Annotated in this window: 17 protein-coding genes; 7 read left to right on the top strand and 10 right to left on the bottom strand. The window is 64.1% G+C overall.

Annotated elements, in window-relative coordinates; genetic code table 11:
* The 4 genes from thiS to thiD all read left to right on the top strand — a co-directional run bounded on the left by thiS (window position 1) and on the right by thiD (window position 2,434).
* A complete protein-coding gene (gene thiS, locus ACOGXA_RS10575) occupies window positions 1-189 on the top strand; it encodes a sulfur carrier protein ThiS (RefSeq protein ID WP_419923836.1) in 189 nt (62 codons plus the stop codon).
* Window positions 186-995 (top strand): thiazole synthase, encoded by an 810-nt coding sequence (locus ACOGXA_RS10580; RefSeq protein ID WP_419923837.1) that lies wholly within the window; start codon window positions 186-188, stop codon window positions 993-995. The genes thiS and ACOGXA_RS10580 overlap by 4 nt, the downstream gene beginning before the upstream one ends.
* Window positions 996-1,071: 76 nt before the next feature.
* Entirely contained in the window at window positions 1,072-1,620 is a 549-nt protein-coding gene (locus ACOGXA_RS10585) for a thiamine phosphate synthase (RefSeq protein WP_419923838.1), read from the top strand.
* Entirely contained in the window at window positions 1,604-2,434 is an 831-nt protein-coding gene (thiD, locus tag ACOGXA_RS10590) for a bifunctional hydroxymethylpyrimidine kinase/phosphomethylpyrimidine kinase (protein ID WP_419923839.1), read from the top strand. Before ACOGXA_RS10585 ends, thiD begins: the two co-directional genes overlap by 17 nt.
* Here thiD and ACOGXA_RS10595 read toward each other — a convergent pair.
* From ACOGXA_RS10595 to ACOGXA_RS10635, 9 genes are all read right to left on the bottom strand, one after another.
* The gene (locus tag ACOGXA_RS10595) at window positions 2,415-3,083 is read right to left on the bottom strand and encodes an O-methyltransferase (protein ID WP_419923840.1); all 669 of its coding nucleotides are present in this window, start codon (window positions 3,081-3,083) and stop codon (window positions 2,415-2,417) included. The genes thiD and ACOGXA_RS10595 overlap by 20 nt on opposite strands.
* Window positions 3,080-3,478, bottom strand: coding sequence for a pyridoxamine 5'-phosphate oxidase family protein (locus ACOGXA_RS10600; protein ID WP_419923841.1), 399 nt, complete (start codon window positions 3,476-3,478; stop codon window positions 3,080-3,082). The genes ACOGXA_RS10595 and ACOGXA_RS10600 overlap by 4 nt, the downstream gene beginning before the upstream one ends.
* A gap of 4 nt (window positions 3,479-3,482) precedes the next feature.
* Window positions 3,483-5,531: a HelD family protein gene (locus tag ACOGXA_RS10605; RefSeq protein WP_419923842.1), complete on the bottom strand. Its 2,049-nt coding sequence runs from the start codon at window positions 5,529-5,531 to the stop codon at window positions 3,483-3,485.
* A 196-nt stretch (window positions 5,532-5,727) separates the two neighbouring features.
* Window positions 5,728-6,645 carry a hypothetical protein gene (locus ACOGXA_RS10610; protein WP_419923843.1) on the bottom strand — a complete coding sequence of 306 codons (918 nt, stop codon included), beginning with the start codon at window positions 6,643-6,645 and terminating at the stop codon, window positions 5,728-5,730.
* Window positions 6,642-7,439, bottom strand: a complete 798-nt coding sequence (locus ACOGXA_RS10615) for a hypothetical protein (protein WP_419923844.1) — start codon at window positions 7,437-7,439, stop codon at window positions 6,642-6,644. The genes ACOGXA_RS10610 and ACOGXA_RS10615 overlap by 4 nt, the downstream gene beginning before the upstream one ends.
* Window positions 7,436-9,397 (bottom strand): hypothetical protein, encoded by a 1,962-nt coding sequence (locus tag ACOGXA_RS10620; RefSeq protein WP_419923845.1) that lies wholly within the window; start codon window positions 9,395-9,397, stop codon window positions 7,436-7,438. Before ACOGXA_RS10620 ends, ACOGXA_RS10615 begins: the two co-directional genes overlap by 4 nt.
* 2 nt (window positions 9,398-9,399) lie before the next feature.
* Window positions 9,400-9,864, bottom strand: coding sequence for a hypothetical protein (locus ACOGXA_RS10625; RefSeq protein ID WP_419923846.1), 465 nt, complete (start codon window positions 9,862-9,864; stop codon window positions 9,400-9,402).
* A gap of 245 nt (window positions 9,865-10,109) precedes the next feature.
* Complete coding sequence (locus ACOGXA_RS10630; protein ID WP_419923847.1) at window positions 10,110-10,685, bottom strand: hypothetical protein; 576 nt, start codon at window positions 10,683-10,685, stop codon at window positions 10,110-10,112.
* Window positions 10,686-10,740: 55 nt separating this feature from the next.
* Window positions 10,741-11,697, bottom strand: a complete 957-nt coding sequence (locus ACOGXA_RS10635) for a phosphorothioated DNA-binding restriction endonuclease (RefSeq protein ID WP_419923848.1) — start codon at window positions 11,695-11,697, stop codon at window positions 10,741-10,743.
* Between the two features lie 114 nt (window positions 11,698-11,811).
* Here ACOGXA_RS10635 and ACOGXA_RS10640 point away from each other — a divergent pair, with 114 nt between their 5' ends.
* A complete protein-coding gene (locus ACOGXA_RS10640) occupies window positions 11,812-12,978 on the top strand; it encodes an HNH endonuclease (RefSeq protein WP_419923849.1) in 1,167 nt (388 codons plus the stop codon).
* A gap of 10 nt (window positions 12,979-12,988) precedes the next feature.
* Here the strand turns inward: ACOGXA_RS10640 and ACOGXA_RS10645 are convergent, their stop codons facing one another.
* Complete coding sequence (locus ACOGXA_RS10645) at window positions 12,989-13,309, bottom strand: hypothetical protein (protein ID WP_419923850.1); 321 nt, start codon at window positions 13,307-13,309, stop codon at window positions 12,989-12,991.
* A 44-nt stretch (window positions 13,310-13,353) separates the two neighbouring features.
* On the opposite strand from ACOGXA_RS10645, the gene hemE reads away from it, so the two are divergent.
* Complete coding sequence (gene hemE / locus ACOGXA_RS10650; protein WP_419923851.1) at window positions 13,354-14,454, top strand: uroporphyrinogen decarboxylase; 1,101 nt, start codon at window positions 13,354-13,356, stop codon at window positions 14,452-14,454.
* A gap of 49 nt (window positions 14,455-14,503) precedes the next feature.
* Complete coding sequence (gene hemG / locus ACOGXA_RS10655) at window positions 14,504-15,838, top strand: protoporphyrinogen oxidase (protein WP_419923852.1); 1,335 nt, start codon at window positions 14,504-14,506, stop codon at window positions 15,836-15,838.
* Window positions 15,839-15,856: the final 18 nt, after the last annotated feature.

Below are 15,856 nucleotides of genomic sequence, written 5' to 3' on the forward strand. Positions count from 1 at the left end.
ATGATTGTCATCGTGAACGGCGAGGCCCGGGAAGTGTCCCCCGACTGCACCGTGGGCCGCCTGGCGCCCGACCAGCGTGGTGTGGCGGTGGCGGTCAACCGGGAGATCGTGCCCCGCAGCCGGTGGAGCGAAGCCCTATTGGCCGAGGGCGACCGGATCGAAATCCTTGAGGCGGCCAAGGGGGGATGATGGGCAGCCGGGAAACGCTCGATCGCAATGCCATAGCGGGCGGCGGGTGGACTGTGGCTGAGCGGAGCTTCACCAGCCGGCTGATCACCGGCACCGGGGGAGCGCCCAACCTGGCCGTGCTGGAGCGGGCATTGGCCGCATCGGAGTGCGAGCTGGTCACGGTGGCGTTGCGCCGGGTTTCGCCCGATGCCGCTGGCTCGGTGCTGGATGTGATCGACCGCCTCGGCCTAGAGGTGCTGCCCAACACCGCCGGATGCCACACCGCGGCCGACGCCGTGCTAACCGCCAAACTGGCCCGGGAGGCGTTCGAAACCAATTGGGTGAAACTCGAGGTGATCGCCGACGACTACACCCTGCTGCCCGAGGGCATCGAGTTGGTGGAGGCGGCTGAGACCCTGGTAGACGACGGCTTCGCCGTCATGGCCTACACCAACGACGATCCAGTGCTGGCCCGCCGCTTGGAAGCCTTGGGGTGCGCATCGGTCATGCCGCTGGGGGCGCCCATCGGGTCGGGTCTGGGAATCCGAAACCCCCACAACATCGAGATGATCGTGGAGCAGTCGTCGGTGCCGGTGGTGCTGGATGCCGGCATCGGCACCGCCTCCGACGCCGCACTGGCCATGGAGTTGGGCTGCGACGCGGTGATGGTGGCCTCGGCCATCACCCGAGCCCGAGATCCCGAGCGAATGGCCGCCGCCATGCGGCTGGCTGTGGAGGGCGGGCGGCGGGCCCGGCAGGCCGGGCGGATTCCCAAACAGTTCAGCGCCGAAGCCTCGACCTCGAGCCAGGGCCGTGCCCAGTTCTGACCCGCCTCGCCGGGGCCGCGCGGAAGGCCAATTGCGCCCTGTGCGCCCGCGCCGGCCGAGTTCTGAACACCGCCGGATGTTCAGCCCGAAGCGGGCGCTGGCCTCCGAGTTGCTCGTGCTCACCGATGTGGTGGTGAGCGCCCCGGCGGTGATCTTCCGGGCCAAGGGCCGCCCTCCTCAAATCCGGCGCGAGCTGGCCAAGCTCATGAGAGACCACACCGATTGCCTCATCCTGGCGTCTATGATTGACCCGGTGGCAGACGGGGTGCATCTGGCCGGGTTGGACCGGTATCCGAAGACATACTCCGGGATCGTCGGGCGGTCGTGCCACGGGTTGGACGAGGTTCGCCAAGCCGAACTCGACGGGGTGGACTATGTGACCGTCTCCCCCGTTTTCAAGACCGAATCGAAGCCGGGCTATGGGCCGCCGCTGGGGCTGGCCGGGTTGGGCCGGATCGCTCGACAGGCCCATGTGCCGGTGTACGCCCTGGGGGGGATCGACCAGGGCCGGGTGGCCGCCTGCCGGGATGCCGGGGCGGCGGGCGTTGCCGTGCAAGGGGCGGTGGCCCGCAGCCGCGATCCGGCCGATACCATTGCCGCCCTGTTGGATGAATGGCACTCGTGATGTACCTGGGCAGCACCTCAAAGACATTGCTCCCGCAGAGCAGGCCATGAATCCCCCAGTGGCGTTGACCGTGGCTGGTTCGGACCCTTCGGGCGGCGCCGGAATTGCCGCCGATCTGACCACGTTTGCCGCCCTCGGAGTACACGGAACTGCGGTTATAACCGCGGTGACCGCCCAGAACACGGTGGGGGTGCAGGGGGTGCATCCCATCCCGGCTGATTTTGTGGCCCGGCAACTCGATTCGGTGCTCGACGACCTCCCGGTGGCCGCAGTCAAAACCGGCATGCTGGCCAACGGGGAGATCATTGCCGTGGTTGGCGAATACGCCGCGGCCGGACGGCTGCCCAACCTGGTGGTCGATCCGGTGATGGTGTCGTCTACCGGCGCCCGGCTGCTAGACGCGGGGACCGAAGCCCTCTACCTGGAGCTGCTCCAGTACGCCACCGTTGCCACTCCCAATGCCCGGGAGACCATGGTGCTCGGTGAGGTGGGCGAATTCGACGAACCGGCCCATCTGGCGGCCCTGTGCCCTGGTTGGTTCGTGATGACTGGACAAGTCACCGCCACCGAGTGGATACACCATGACGGTGGGTGGAGTGAGCTGCCCGGCGAGGTGATCGATACCGCCAACGACCACGGCACGGGCTGCACTTTTTCAGCAGTGGTGGCCGTGGCATTGGCGGCGGGGGTGGCGCCCATGGATGCGATCGTGAGTGCCAAGATGTTTGTCCGCAACTGCCTAGAGCGGTCGGCTGAATGGGACCTGGGCGCGGGCCGTGGGCCGGTGGCGCACCTTATGGAGCCAGAGCTATAAGCGTGAGGCCGTCGGCGATGGGGAGCATCACCTGGGTGGTGCGGGGGTCGGCGACTACATGGCTGTTGAATTCCCGGATGTGGGCGGTGTCGGGTTGCTCATCGAGATCGACGTCGGGGTCGGCTACCCGACCGCCCCACAGCACGTTGTCCACCAGAATGACCCCCCTTGGGCTGAGCCGGCGAAGCATCTCCTCGTAATAGATGTGGTAGGAGCCTTTGTCGGCATCGATAAAGGCCAGATCTATGGGTGGATTCTCAGGCAATGCAGCCAGGGTCTCGGCCGCGGGAGCGATCACCACCTCGATCTGGTCGGCCACCCCGGCCCGCTCCCAAAATGGGCGGCCCACGTTCACCCACTCATCGCTTACGTCGCAACACAGCAGCCGCCCGCCCGGGGCGAGCCCGCGGGCGATGGCCAGGGCCGAGAACCCGGTGAAGGTGCCCACCTCCACTGCGAACCGCACGTCGAGCAGGCGGGTGAGCAGGGTCATGAAGGCGGCCTGCTCGGGGGCGATCTGCATCCGGGAAACACCGCCCAGCTCGGCGGTGACGTTGATGAGCTCCCCGGCAATGGGGTCGATGCCCGCGCCGTGGGCCACCAGGTACTCCTGCACGTTGGCGCTGAGGCCAATCCCTTTGGGAGTCATGCCCGCCCCAGAACAGAGTCCACGGCAATGAGAATGGCCCGGCGGTCAGCACCCCGGTCTTTGGCCGGGCTGTAGCGCCTGGCGTAGCGGGCCACGGCGTCGGCGCACTCCACAGGATCGGCAGTCACGGTGGCGAAACCCTCCAGGGTCGCCCATCGGCCGCCGTCCACCTGGCACAGCGCGGCTCGCCCCCCCTGAGCCGCCTCCAGCAGGCGCACTTTCTTGGCCCCCGACCAGGTGATAATGCGGGCGGTGGCGGTGTCGGGATCCCAGGTGAACCCCACCGGGGTCACATGGGGGGTGCCGTCGGGGCGGAGCACGGTGAGCGACGCCAGGTGGCGATCTCGCAGGAAGCCGGCCATCTCCTCGCTGAGGCTTCGGGGGTCAAGGGCCATCGTCTCATGCCTCCTTGGGGAGCAGGGGCTGGGGAAGCGGGCGGGAATGCACCACCATCAAACGCTGAGTGGCCCGGGTCATGGCCACATAGAGGGCTCGCATCCCCTGAGGGAGTTTTTCGCAGATGTCGGCGGGCTCTACCACCACCGCCGTGTCCACCTCCAAGCCCTTGACCAACTCCACCGGCACGATCGTGACCCGAGACTCCAAGCCCCGCTCGTAGACCAGCCCATGGTCGACTTCAGCGGCGGCCAGCGCTTCAGAGATGACATCGGTCTGACCAGAGTGGCAGATCACCGCCAGGTTTCCGTTGGCCAGCCGATCCAGTTCGCCCTTCACCTCGTTCACGACGACTGCCACCAGGCTGCCGGGGCTGGTTTCTTGTCCCTGGCCGTTGCCCGAGTGAGCGGCTCGATGGCCCACAACGGAAATGAATCGGGGGGGCCGACCCTCGGTGCGAATCGACCGGGGTGGAACCAGACCGGGAACAGCGGCATCAAGCACCTCCGCAGCCACCCTCATGATGGGCTCAGGCAGGCGATAGCCAATGGTCAGCTCGACAAATCGGGGTTCCTTGTTGGCGGGCAGGTGATCGATCACGCTGTCCCATGAGTCGTGCCCCCACGCCGAAGTGGCCTGGGCGATGTCGCCCACCACGGTCATCGACCCGTTGAGCGAGCGGCGGCTGATCATCCTGAGCTGCATGGGCGACAGGTCTTGGGCCTCGTCCACCACGATGTGGCCGTAGGTGCGAACCGAGTCGGCTTGCTTGTGGCCGGGGCGGGGGCCGAGCAGGGCCCAGGATTCATCCAGCAGGGGCGCGTCGTCGGCCGTCCACACCACCTCAGAGGCATGGGCAGACCGGGGCCGGTACAAAAGGTCGGTTTCAGCGGGGGTGAGCACCGATCCGGCCGCCGAGCGGAGCAGCGCCGGCGAGCCGAACAGATCGTGGAGGAAATGGGCTGGGGTGAGCACCGGCCACATCCACTCCAGCGCCTCGCGCAGCTCGGGGCTGCCGTGAAGCTGCTCGCGCACCGTCTCAACGTCGGGACCCGGGGTGTCACTTCGGGAACCGCTGTCGGCCAAGTGCTGGTATGCCTGCTCCTCGACGAATTTGCGAGCCCGATTGTGGGTGCGGAACCGCTTGCGGGCCTGGCGCACGATCTCGGCGCTCTGATCCACAGTGAGCCGGAGCCGCCGAAGGCCCAAGCCCACCACCAGATCGCAACGCAGCGGCCTCTGCCGGTCGCGGCGAGCCCGGCGCAGGACTGAGTTCATGCGCAAGTCGCCCTTGATGCGGGATACCCGCGGGTTGTCGAGCCCTTTGACCCGGATGCCGGGCAAGAGGTCGGCCAGCATCGACACCTCCACACCGGCTTCGCCGAGCGACGGCAGCACCTGCTCGATGTAGGTGAGGAACAGGCGGTTGGGGCCGAGCACCAGCATTCCCTGGCCTTCAAGGGGAAAGCGGTGGGTGTAGAGCAGGTAGGCGGCCCTGTGGAGGGCAGCCACCGTCTTGCCCGTGCCGGGTCCGCCCTGCACCACTAGCACGCCGGGCAGCGGGGATCTGATTATGGCGTCCTGCTCGATCTGGATGGTGGCTGCTGCGTCGGCAAGGCGACCAGTGCGCCCGGCCTCCAACCCGACCCGCAACGTGGCCTCCCCCACCAGGGGCAGGCGACCGCGCCCGTTGTTCCCGCCGAAGCTCTCGTCTTCGACGCCCAGCAGCTCCTGTCCCCGGGTGGCAAAATGGCGGCGGCGGGACAAGCCCATGGGGTCGCCGCCGGTGGCCCGGTAGAAGGCCTCGGCCGCCGGGGCCCGCCAATCGATGGTGACCGGCTCCTGATCGTCGTCCCACACCGCCACCCGGCCCACATAAAGCTGATCGCCGCCCTGTTCCTCGGCCCAGTCGAGGCGTCCGAACACCAGCGAGGAGTTGCCGATGTCGAGTGCGTTGAGGCGGGTGCTGATGGAGTCCCAGATGATCTCCCGCTCGTAGCGGGCCTGGTGGGTGCCTCCGGTGCCCACCTCCACCATGTCTTTCAGCGACATGGCTCTCTCCCGAGCCGATTCGAGGGCTTGGTGGGCCTGATCTATGTAGGTCTGCTCCGCGGTGTGATCGGGATGAATCGGAGACTCCTCAGACTCAGTTCAAAATCTGCGAACATTCAAGTCTAGTACAACACTGACGCATCAGGGCGGGCTGCCAATCCAGACGCAGATGGAGGAGTTGACGGCTACTGGAGCGCTACTCGTCCTCGCCCGCCTCGTCGATCACATTGACATGATCAGAATGGGCGAGGCCATCTTCGGCAGCGGCCAAAAGCTGGCCCCAGTTGATCGAGTGCATGCAGTAGTTGTTACTAACCCGAGCCACCGCCATCAGCACAGCTCGCACCTGCTTCTTGGCATCGTCCTGCTTGGGAGCGAAATCCCGGCGGGCAAGCACGGTCACCACCGCAGCCAGCGCCTGCAGAGCACATAGAGCAGTCACCCTCCTCAGCAACCAGCGGGCAAGGTTGTCTTTCCAGACTCCGTTGCGCCAGAGAACCTCATGTGCCTCAGCAAACGACAGCATTTCGCCGCAGGCAGAAGCGGCGGCACTTGCGGCCTCGGCAGTCCGACACCGCCACCAAGCAGCGGAAATCTGGCAGTCCTCCAATACGGACACGTTCCCCCGCACGCGATTCAAACCCCCGATACCACGCAAGAAATTGCGAGTCCGCTGATCTAGGGTCTTACTGCGGCTGCCTGCCATAAAGGCTGCTGCCACATCTTCTTCGAACATCCCGTCGCCGATCCAGATCGCATGGCACAGCGTCCAAAATGCCGGATCAGCTGCTTGAGCTGGTGAGACCTCCCCCAAGCAACCAGCAAGCTCTTGTTCGGCATGAACCGTCAGCATTTGCATTTCCGCGGGAGTCAACGGATTCGGCAGCCGGGGAATTTCCCGTTCAGCCTGGCGCCTATCTTCCACTCCAAGGTTCTTGAGCAAGTAGTCGCGCACTGGGCGGGGGCCAGCTTCCACCACACCTTCCAATTCCAGCTGATTCCTCTCCGCGACTCCCTGGTTCGATGAGGCGACCTTTTCCCTGTAGATGAGCGAAATCTGCCAATCATCAAACCGGTCTCGGTCGATGAATCCCTGTGCTGATTCAAGGCTCATTCAACTTCTCCGGCTAGTGGGACATGGAAAGCCTCCAAGAGAGTGGCGGCATGGGCCGGATCGAACTGATCCGAGGCCCAGTCAGCTACGTTTGCCTCTTCGAAACGCCGGCGGAGTTCCTGCGCCAACGCATGGTCATGGTGCTCCGCTTCTTGGCCCAGCGAATCCCGGCCCATGGAGCTGCGAGGTAACCGCGCGCAGGCACCGATTAGGCCCGCAATCTGTATGTCCCGGTTGTCCTTGCGTTTCTCGTACAAGTCTGAGGCCATTCGGACTACAAAGCACGGGTTGCCACCATCAGTGTCCTCGTCAACCGCCATACGGCCGGATTCGAGGTTCACGTCTCGCCGAAACCTCACTAGTGAAGCCACCAAGGGATTCACCCGTCGAGCTTCAGCCCGAGCCAACCACCACCCGGACGGGATTTCCACCGGTGTGCCAGACGACCAGCCGAAGGAATTGAGACCAGACGGATCAAGCACAAGATCGGTAACCGCCACCAATCCCGGCACCAGGAACATATGGCCGACCGTCTCATTCTCGGTCCAGACAACCCTTTGGGTGCGCTCTGGCGACCGCGTCTCGCGGCTAACGAGGGTTCGGGGACAGCGAAACTCTGTCACCCACTGGGCTTCACCAGATTTGATCAAGCGATCAAGCTGGCACGCACCCTTAAGATGGTGGACGACGATGGCCTGCGAACCCTTGATGGTCACCTTGGCCGCATAGCTGGCGTTGGGCCAATCCAGGCTAGTGCCCTCTTCGGTCAAAACTGGAAGGCGCTTGGATCTCACCCTGCCCTGCTTCCCTGACTTCGGATATGGCGAGACTCGGCTTCCTCATGATCAGGAGGCTGCTGCTCAGAGGTCGGTTTGCGCCTCACCAAATCAAGTTCAAGAAGCTCAAGCTGGGCTATGGGCTCCATAGTTGTGATCCTCAGATACTGCTCTCCCGATTCCAGGGGCAAGGTCAATTCCAGTTCTCCGCCGTCACAGCCTCGTGAGCTCTGCGAGACATTCCCGTCGCTGACCTCTAGCAGCGGCACCCAAGTGTCCGGCAAGGGCTCCTCGCAGGTCCCGTCGGAGCCTGAACCCAGCCTGAGCCGAATGCCCACCTGGGATGTTTCTGCGATCTCCTCATCCACCATCACATGAAACTCGACTGTGTTTGCCTCCCCTCCGGCCCGAGATGACGACCGATAGCGAGGCACGAACCCGGGCCGGGGAACACCGGAGCGACGCGACTTTTTCTCGCTCGCCTTGGTCTCCGCCTTTCCTCCCTCAACGGGCTTGGAATCTCTCCCTCCACCAGAAGGAAGGCGGGGTCTTGGCGCTGCTTCAGCAGCGCGCAGTTCGTGTCCGGAAATGGTGGCGAAACCCGTCGGGGTGAACTCCTCACGATCTTCACGCTCGCCAACTTCCGACCTCAAACGCTGTGCTATCTCCCCTAGGCGCTCTCCAAGCTCCCTCTTTTGACCTTCCTCTAGACGTTTGCGATCCACTCCCCTGTGCTCGGGGCCCTCTGCGCTCCTAATCAGCTCTTCCAGAACCGATCCTTGATCCAACATGAGGACCGCATCGAAGGGCAGCGTCTTGGCAAAATCTGATTCGCGCAAGCCCTGCACCTGCGAGTCGATCCACATGCCACGACGAAAAACATGAACCCGGGTTGTCGGCTGGTCGCTGGGGGACAGATGCCGGATGCACAGCCTTTCACCCTCAGAGAGTTCGACAAGCAAGCCCTCGCTGATTGTTCTCCAGGCTTGGTGGGACAATTCGCCGCGAATCTGCCCCTGCCTGGGTGCTCGTCTCTGACCAGAAATGGGCTCGAGAACTCGGCCCAGAGTCTCTCTAGCCACAGATAGCTCCACACCCTCGCGCTCATCTTCAACGCGAACGGTCAGGGTGCCATCATGCACAGCCGCGGAGAAATTGGCCGCCGCAACCCGGCAGATCAACTCGGCAGACACTGGATCACCTTCATCCCGACGAAAATCGTTGAAACCGGCTACACAGACCACTGTGCCGGTGTCCTGCATGTCACCCAAATACGGCATCAGCAGATCGGGGGGGTCTTTGGGATAGCTTCTGTATGTACCGTCAAACGCCGTTTCACCAAAACCGCGGCGAAACCAATAGCCGTCGGCAGCGAGTGTCTGTTCCTGGGGAGAATCAGGGTTGCGATGACTTGCCAAGATGGCGTGGCCTGAAGCAATCGTGGACACTTCGTCGTCGTCTGTGCGGTACTTCGACGCGTAGATGACGTACCGGAGATTGGATGCTCCGAATGCGGCGTGATGCCCAAGCCCGAATGACCCAGCACCCTGCTCCCCTTTGCTGGTGTTGCCCTGAGTCAGCAGCGCGTCCATTCTCTTCCCGTTCAAGCCGTGGCCGTTGTCGATGCAAAGCATTACTGGAACCATGGGGCTCTTGATGGTTTCCCTTATGTGGTCGATGACCGTCTTCTCATCGTGCGACGGTTTGCCGTCGTGCCACCGCTGCCGCTCGGCAATCGCCTTGTTGAATACCCCTTGATATGCAGTCCAACCAGGAAGCGCTGATTTAGGAATCTCGTCGATTACGAAGCGCACTTCCGCGCTTCTCTTGGCATCTCTGGCGGCATCCAAACTGTTCTGGAGCAGCTCTCGAACGACTGGCTCTTCGGAACCGTCGAACTGGGCGACGACTCCGCTGGTGAATCCGCACGGTTGGTGGGTCGGACCAAAGTAGAGGTCGGCTTGTTGCTTAGTCATGGCTAATCGGTGCAGTCGCAGGCCGGTGTGCCGTACTCGTACCGGCTAGATGGGCCGAAGTCGCCCTGGGCGATTTCCGCGAACGTTTTGGCGTTGACGCCGTGAAAACCGAATCTCGACATGCCATCTCCGTCTCGTTTCTGCACCTCCCGGGCATGGCGCCGTTCGAATTGAGCCCACCACTCAATGTCGGTAGGAGAACCTGGCTCTCGCTTCGGGTCGGATCGGTTGGACAACTCGACGAGTTGACGGGTGCCCTTCATGAAGCAGAACACGCAGTTGCCCGCGCCCTCGGGTATGTCGAGGTCGAAGTCGCATGCAGTCCAGAAGCAAGCTACGTCCGCGGCTTCTATGCCGCTGTCGTAGAGGGGGAAGTAGGGCTGCTCTCCCGGTGGCTGCGTGCGCACCGTGCACTGGGCCGTGGTCGCGCCTTCGGCGAACACTGTTCGAGCCAAGACCCTGTGCACGCGATTTGGTTCATCGGCCCGCAGTCCGAGGAGTCGAACGTGTTGGGCAGCCGTAGGGCCGCGCATCGCGGCTGGCCGAGCGCCGTCTCGGGCAGCAGGCAACAGAACTCTCGTGAATTCTTGCCAGCGCTGCGCGGGGCGTGCCGGTGGAAGTGTCGCCAGGAACTCGTGGCGGCGACGCACCGAGTGTTCGGGCGCGGTACCGCCGTTTAGCCAATACTGTTGCGTTGCCCGGCAAGGGTCAACTAACCCCCCCCCCCCCCCCCCGACCAGTGGTGACCGGAGTGCGCCGGACCATCAGTGCCCCCCAGCCACTCGGCCAACAATTCGTGGGAGGGGTAAAGCTTCAGCTTGGCCGTACAGGTGCGGGAGTGAGGGTTGGGCAGCATCCCCTGATGAGACACCATCTCCTCGAAGAGCTCTCCAGACGAACGGAAGCCGTCGGGGTCGTCTTCCACCGGCACCGGCTTCACTAGGCGATATGAGGCCTTGCGCCGATATTCGCCCCGCCAGGCGTCTTCAACGGTGCAGAACTCAAACCAGAAGAAGGGGAGACCGAACTCCTTCTCCAGCCGCACCTTGCACTCGGCGGCAAACTCATATGTCCCTGGGTGCTCCGCAGAGGTGTTGGCGAACAGAAGGACGTCGCCCCGCTCAGAGCGCAGCAGACCCTCCCCCGCGGCCAGGAACGCCAGCGCCGCAGAAGAGCGACCACCCGAGAAGCTAACTATGTGGGGCAGGTCGGCGTGGGCAGGATGGCGATAGCACATGCCACCTAACGTCGCCTTGCTCTTGTGCTTTGCCGACGCTGACATGCTCACCCGTCGCCTCCTTCGAATGCGGCCCGGAAGATTATGCTCTCACAGCGGGCACCAATCAATGTGGCACTCGGGCAGGAGACTTGAACACTTGCTCTTGGTGCCAGACGATGTACTGCTCATCGGGGCGCTGGTCGGGGGCTTGTGGCGGAGTGATCTGTTGGTTGGCGAGTTCGATCACTAGCTGGGCTGACATGCCTCTGCCGTTGAAGTCTTGTGACACCACGACTCTGAGGTCAGGGGAGATACCTAGCACGCCCCGGTCGAAAAGCCGGTGGTGTAGCACGCAAAGGCAAAGGCCGTTCCGAGTGTCATCGGGACCCTGATATGCCTTCCACTGAATATGCGCGGCCTCTAGGGCGACGGAGGAATCACTCAGTCGGGCATCCCATCCGCACATTGCGCATTGATACTCATAGGCCCTCAGGACTTGGGGTCTGAAGTCTGGATCGCGCTTTTGCTCGGCCTGTCTGCCGGTCGCTGCGGTATCGGCAGCCATACCGGCTTCTCCCGCGTCGCCTGCAAGGATCGACTCCAATTCAAGCCCGACCCTCTCGCATATCTCAGAATGCATGCTGTCGGGCCAGTTACCACGCAAGAGCTTTTGCACAGTTTGGGAGAACAATTCGGGACGAGCCACAAGTAGCTCCTCGTCCTCGTCTGGCAATCGGCCAACCGCGTCTGCCTCAACCAGGGCGCGGCGGCTGTCCACCACAGGGGGAATCCCGTCCGGTGTGTCAATCCGCCAAATTCTGTCCCGGTTCATCCGACTGAATGCGTATTCGGGGCTGTGGCCATGCGGTCGCGGCGGTCCAAAGTCTTCAAGCATCTTCTTGAGGTAAATCTCATCCGACTCAAACACAACTCGAGAGTTGCCGTAGTTGTGGAGTCTGCCTAGCGCATACAGCAGCAATAACGGCTTGTTGGGGGCACGCTGGCCACTCTGCCTCCACTGATTCAATCCGCTTATTCGATTCAGCCAGCTCTGGACCAGGTCGCCCTGGGTTCCAGTCATTGCCCCCCCCTTTCTGATCTTCCTAATCCACGAGGAGAGTACCAATGGCAAGCGGAGATGCCGTCCGGTTGGCGGCAGATAGGAGATGTCACTGGTGTCAGTAGACTGGTGGGCATGGAATCTGGGGTTCTGACCAGGGTAAATGCCGGGACTGGTGTCCGTGTTGATGCGGTGGATGTCGCCGGGCTAGATGATGCTTCCTTGGATTTACGGCTGCGTTTGATCGGTCGCTCCCGCAATCGGCTTGACGGGTTCTTAGCCGAGGTTGTGGCGGAGAAAAAGCGACGGACGACCTCTTATGACACTGCCAACACACTGAAATCGGAGTTGCGTCAGTCAGGTCAACAGGCCCAGCGCATAATGCGCGAGGCCGACCAGCTAGAGGCGTTGCCGACTGCTCGGGGGGCGCTTTCTGACAGCAGGATCACCACCGAGCACGCCCGTATCCTGGGCACGGCTGCCCAGAACGGCCCACTGGACGAGGACAAGATGGTGGCCGCCGCCGAGCGCGAGACGCCTGAACAGTTGCGGCGCACAGTGCGCGAGCACCAAGACAAGCTCGCCGGCGATGATGAATGTTCCAAGCGGCTGGAGCGCCAGCGGAAGGCCCGCACCGCCAGCTTCACCGAAACCGATGACGGCATGTGGCGGCTGTTCGCCCTGTTCGATCCCGTGACCGCTCAACGCATTCGGGCCGCACTGAACCACAAGACCGATATGGCCTGGCACGCCACCACCGGTCGTGAGCGGCTCGAAGCCCGCCATCGGCGGGCCGACGCCATCGCCGAGCTTCTCACCCGAACCAGCGATGGGGAGGGTGATCGCCCCCAACCCACCACCTTGTTGATCCTGGCCGACTACGACACCATCGACCACCAGCTCGGCAACCCCCGCCTGGCCGACGGCGCGCCACTTCCCCAGAGCGAGTTCCGCAAACTGGCCTGCGACGCCGAGATCCTCACCGGCATCTTCGACGCCGACCTCCAATGCCTCTCACTAGGCCGCCAACGCCACCCCAGCCCCCAACTCCGAGCCGCCATCACCGCCCGCGACCAAGGCTGCATCGGCTGCGGGACCGAACCCGAATGGTGCGTCTCCCACCACATCATCGAATGGCAACACGGCGGACCCACCCAACAAGACAACTTGGTCCTGCTCTGCCACCCCTGCCACCACAAAGCCCACCACCGCAACTGGCAAGTAGAACAACACCCCGAAACCCACCGCCCCTACCTCCGACCCCCCTGGCAACAACCCCCCGAACCACCGCCCAGACGCTGACTAGCCGCGCTTAAGAAGTGACGGGCTCGCCGATCTCTTTGAGGGCGTCGCCGATGGCGGCGCGCAGGCGGCGGGCGAGGTGAGGGGGCAGATGGGCCACCAGTCCGTAGCCGGCCTGGCCCACCTCTTCGATAGTGAGGACCACCCGCGGAGTGGCATCTTCGTAGTCGTCGGCAATGGCCACCGCCCACGAGATTCGAGAGAACTCATCGTCGTCACCGCAGGGGAGGTCGGCTGGGTCGAAGGGGTAGTCGTCGATAGACCGTCGCACCCCGGCGATGGTATCGGGAGGCCCACTGAGATTGTTGGCGGCGGCAATAAGCACCCGCATCTTGCAATGACACCGGCCACTACAGATATCAGTACGGTTTGGGCGTGGCTGACGGTGCTGCCATCACCAACGATGCTTTTCTGCGGGCGTGTCGCGGCCTGCCCGTCGAGCGGGTTCCGGTTTGGTTCATGCGCCAGGCGGGGCGGTCTCTGCCCGAATACCGGGCCATTCGGGGGGAGGGCTCGATGCTGGAGTCCCTGGCCCGCCCAGAGGTGGCCACCGAAATAACCCTTCAGCCGGTGCGCCGTTATGGGGTAGACGCGGCCATCTTGTACTCCGACATCGTGGTTCCCGTCCACGCCATCGGGTTCGGGGTAGACATCGTGCCCGGAGTGGGGCCGGTGGTGGAGCAGCCGTTTCGAGAAGCCCGTGATCTGAACCGGCTGCGGCCGCTCGACCCTGAGACCGACACCGGCTATGTGCTGGAGACGGTGCGCAACCTGGTGGCGGAGTTGGACGTGCCGTTGATCGCCTTCGCTGGGGCGCCGTTCACCGTGGCCTCCTACTTGGTAGAGGGAGGGCCGTCTCGCTCCCACGCCCTCACCAAGCGCTTGATGCACAGCGATCCCGGCTTGTGGGCCGCACTGTTGGATCGCCTGGCTGACCTGGCCATTGCCTCCATCGGCTCGCAACTCGAAGCCGGTGCCGCAGCGTTCCAATTGTTCGATTCTTGGGCTGGGGCGCTGGCCACCGATGAGTATCGGCGGTTTGTGCTGCCCGCCAGCCAACGGGTGTTCGCTGAATTGCGCGGTCGCGGCGTGGGGGCATCAAGCGGAACAGAAGGGCGGGGTCGGGTCGGGGCTCAGGAGACAGCGCCGGGCATTCACTTCGGGGTAGGCACTGGCGAACTGCTGGAGCTTTTGGCCAAAGCGGGGGCCGACGTGGTGGGAGTGGACTGGCGGGTGCATTTGGACGACGCCCGGGAGCGGTTGGGGCCCGACGTAGCTGTTCAAGGCAACTTGGACCCAGCCGCGGTGCTGGCCCCGTGGCCGGTGGTGGCTGAGCGCGCGGTGGAGGTTTTGGATCGCAACGCCGGGCGACCGGGACATGTGTTCAACCTGGGCCACGGTGTGCTGCCCGAGACCGATCCTGAGATGCTGGAGCGGTTGGTGGATTTGGTACACGGATACCAGGCCGCTCCATGAGAATTGCGGTGGATTGGAGAGCGCCCGAGGCCGCAGCTGAGGCCAGCCGATGAAGCTCGCGGTGGTCGGGGCTGGGATCACTGGCCTGGCTGCGGGGTACGAGGCCGCCAAGGCCGGGGCCGAGGTGGTGGTGTATGAGTCGGCCGGTCGGGCCGGGGGACGGATTCTGACCTCGGATTTGGCCGGGCAACCGGTAGACGAGGGTCCCGATGCCTTTCTGGCCCGGGTGCCGTGGGCAGTGGAGCTGTGCCAAGAGTTGGGATTGGCAACCGAATTGGTGCCACCGGCCCAGCGCGCCGCGTTTGTGTACTCCCGAGGTGCGCTGCGGGCGCTGCCGCAACCCAACGTAATGGGGGTGCCGCTAGATTTCGACTCATTGGCTGCGTCTGGGATTGTTTCTGCGGCTGGAGTAGATCGGGCTCGCCAGGAGCCTGCTTTGGCCGGGTCGCCGCTGGCGGAGGATAAGTCGGTCGGCAGCTTGGTGCGACGGCGGCTGGGCGACGAGGTAGCCGACCGGCTAGTGGACCCGCTGATCGGGGGCATCAACGCCTCGTCGATCGATGACCTAAGCATGCGGGCAGCCGTGCCCCAGCTAGCAGAAGCGGCCTCCCGCGGGCCAAGTTTGGTTCGAGAGCTACGCCGGCTGGCCGCCTCTTCAACGGCCGACCCCAGCGCGCCGGTGTTCTACACCTTGCCCGACGGCTTGGGACGGCTGGCAGACGAGCTAGCCCACCGGCTGGGCGACCAGCTGCAACTGTCGTCCCCGGTAGCCGACTTGGATGACTTGGATGCCGACGGGGTGATAGTGACCCTCCCCGCTCCCACGGCCAGCGCTCTGGTTGCCCCGGTGTCGGCGGCGGCGGCAAAGATGCTGCACAGGATCGACTACGCCTCGGTGGTGTTGGTGTCGCTGGCCTTCAACAAAGCCGATGTCGATCACCCCATGGCGGGGTCGGGCTATCTGGTGCCGGCGGTAGAGGGCCACACCATCACGGCCTGCTCGTGGGCATCTAGCAAATGGACCCACATCGGGACGGACGAGACGGTGGTGCTTCGGGTCTCAGCCGGTCGATATGGCGACGACCGGGCATTGGCCCTGGACGACGACGCTCTGGTGGAGGCTGTGAGGGCCGACCTAACCGCGACCATGGGGCTCGACGCCCGGCCCCACACCGTGCGCATCAGCAGATGGGAGCGATCTCTACCCCAGTTCCGGCCCGGCCATCTGGACCTGGTAGCCGACATCGAGCGTGAGCTGGCCCACGACGCCCCCTGGTTGCAGGTGACTGGAGCGTGGGCCCGGGGCTTGGGGGTTCCCGCTTGCATCCACCAAGGCCGACAAGCAGCCCAGGCCAGCCTGGCTGAGGGGGCAATCGCCCGATGAAGACTTGCGCCCGGGCGG

The sequence above is a fragment of the Candidatus Poriferisocius sp. genome, assembly GCF_965208475.1.
Classification (GTDB): Bacteria; Actinomycetota; Acidimicrobiia; order Acidimicrobiales; family Bin134; genus Poriferisocius.